Consider the following 2,056-nt stretch of genomic DNA (forward strand, 5'->3'; position numbering starts at 1 on the left):
GCACATGCGCCAKCGCCACCCGCACGAGCGGCGGCAGCGCCGGTTCGGGCTCATGGATGAAGCGCTCCAGGTCACCGAGCAGTTCCACGACGCGCTCGGGCGGCGGCGGCACGAACACCGCATTGCCCGGCCGCGTGCCGCCGATCCAGTTCTGCGAGCGGCGCAGCTCGCCCGGCTGCTTGCCCGCGCCGCGCGCACCAGCCAGCAGCAGGCGATGCGCGTCGCACAGCAGGCGCACGCTCAACGGCAGGCCGCGCGGGGCGTGCAGGTTCTCGCGCACCAGGCGGAAAGCGCGCAGGTAGTTGGTGACCTCCTCGACATCGTCGGTGTTGGCGATGGCCAGGCCCGCTTCGTCGTCGAAGAGATCCGTCAGCGTGGCCTGCGTGCCTTCGATCTGCGAGGTGAGCAGCGCTTCCTTGCGGATCGCGCTGTACAGCAGCCACTCGACCGACGGCACCAGGCCCGACACGCCCGACAGCCGCGCCAGCGCCAGCTCGGCATCGCGCGACCGGGTCTCGTAGGACTCCAGCGCCAGCACCGGGCGCACCGGCGGCAGCGGGCGCGGCACGAAGGCCCGCACGGCCTCGCCTGCCGTGGTGCTCCTGACGTAGGTGCCRGTGCTGCGCATCGTATGAAAGCGGCCTTGAATGAGGCGCCATCATACTAAAGACTTCTTTAATATGATCAGGTGCTGGTAAAGCCCGCTTTCACAGCCGCTTTGACGGCGTCCAACGACGCCGTCCACCCGACGATCCCGCCCTGCGCACGGATCATCGCCAGCGTCGCTTCCTTGAACTGCGGGAAGTACGAGCCGGTCGCTTCCTCGACCAGCAGGCACTCGTAGCCGCGGTCGTTGGCCTCGCGCATCGTCGTCTGCACGCAGACCTCGGTCGTCACGCCGCCGAAGATCAGGCGCGTGATCTGCTGGTCTTGCAGCAGCTCGGCCAGCCGCGTGCCGTAGAACGCGCCCTTGCCCGGCTTCGCGATCACCACGTCGCCGGGCTGGGGCATCAGCTCCGGCACGAAGCCAGCGCCGGGCTCGCCCTCGATCAGGATGCGCCCCATCGGCCCCGGGTCGCCGATGCGCAGGCTGGGCTTGCCACGCAGCCGCTTGGCCGGCGGGCAGTCCGACAGGTCGGGCCGGTGGCATTCCTGCGTGTGCACCACCAGCACGCCCATCGCGCGGCACAGCGCCACCAGCTCAGCCGCGGCCGGCACCACCGGCGCCAGCAGCGACACGTCGTTGCCGAGCGCCGCGCCGAAGCCGCCCGGCTCGATGAAATCGCGCTGCATGTCGATCATCAGCAGCGCGGTGTGCGCCGGCTCGAACTCGAACGGGCCCGGCAGGGCATCGACCTGGATCATCAATGGCTCCCGCCCATGAATCCGCCGAGGACGTGGCGGTCCGCCTGCGATGCGTCGGCCTCGTGCACGATGCGCCCCTCGCTCATCACCGCGATGCGGTCCGACAGCGCGAGCAGTTCGTCCAGGTCCTCGCTGATCAGCAGCACCGCGCCGCCGCGGTTGCGCACGTCCATCAACCGCTGATGGATCTCGGCCACCGCCGCGAAATCGAGCCCGAACACCGGGTTCGAGACGATCAGCACATCGGCCTCGTCGCTCAGCTCGCGCGCCAGCACCGCGCGCTGCACGTTGCCGCCGCTCAGCGCGCGGATCGGTGCCAGCTCGCTGCGCGTCTTGACGCCGAACTCTGCGATCAGCCGGCGTGCGCGCTCGCGCAGCACCGAGGCGCGCAGCCAGCCGCCGCGCGCCGCGGGCGTTTGGTCGAAGGAGCGCAGGCCGATGTTGTCCGAGACGCTCAGGTCGCCGACGCAGGCATTGCGCAGTGGCTCCTCCGGCAGGCTGCGCACCTTCAGGCGCTGGTTCTGTGCGCGCGTCGCGGCAAAGCGCTCGCGCTGCTCGCCGTGGCCGATCCACACCTCGCCCGACACGCGCCGGCGCTGGCCGACCAGCGCCTCGGCGAACTCGCGCTGGCCGTTGCCCGAGACACCCGCCACGCCGACGATCTCGCCGGCATGCACGCTCAGGCTCAGGC

General features: G+C 70.7%; 3 protein-coding genes. All 3 read right to left on the reverse strand.

From position 1 onward, the window contains the following. Positions 1-628: Fic family protein (locus AC1D15_RS28965; RefSeq protein ID WP_477828739.1), on the reverse strand; the 628-nt coding region annotated here is incomplete at its 3' end. A 56-nt stretch (positions 629-684) separates the two neighbouring features. Then, on the reverse strand, positions 685-1,365 hold the full coding sequence (locus tag AC1D15_RS28970) for a cysteine hydrolase family protein (RefSeq protein WP_477828740.1): 681 nt from the start codon (positions 1,363-1,365) through the stop codon (positions 685-687). Beyond that, positions 1,365-2,056 (reverse strand): ATP-binding cassette domain-containing protein (locus AC1D15_RS28975; protein WP_477828741.1); only part of this gene is annotated, 692 nt, incomplete at its 5' end. The genes AC1D15_RS28975 and AC1D15_RS28970, both read right to left, overlap by 1 nt.

It is taken from the genome of Rhizobacter sp. P2_H2 (assembly GCF_056403375.1).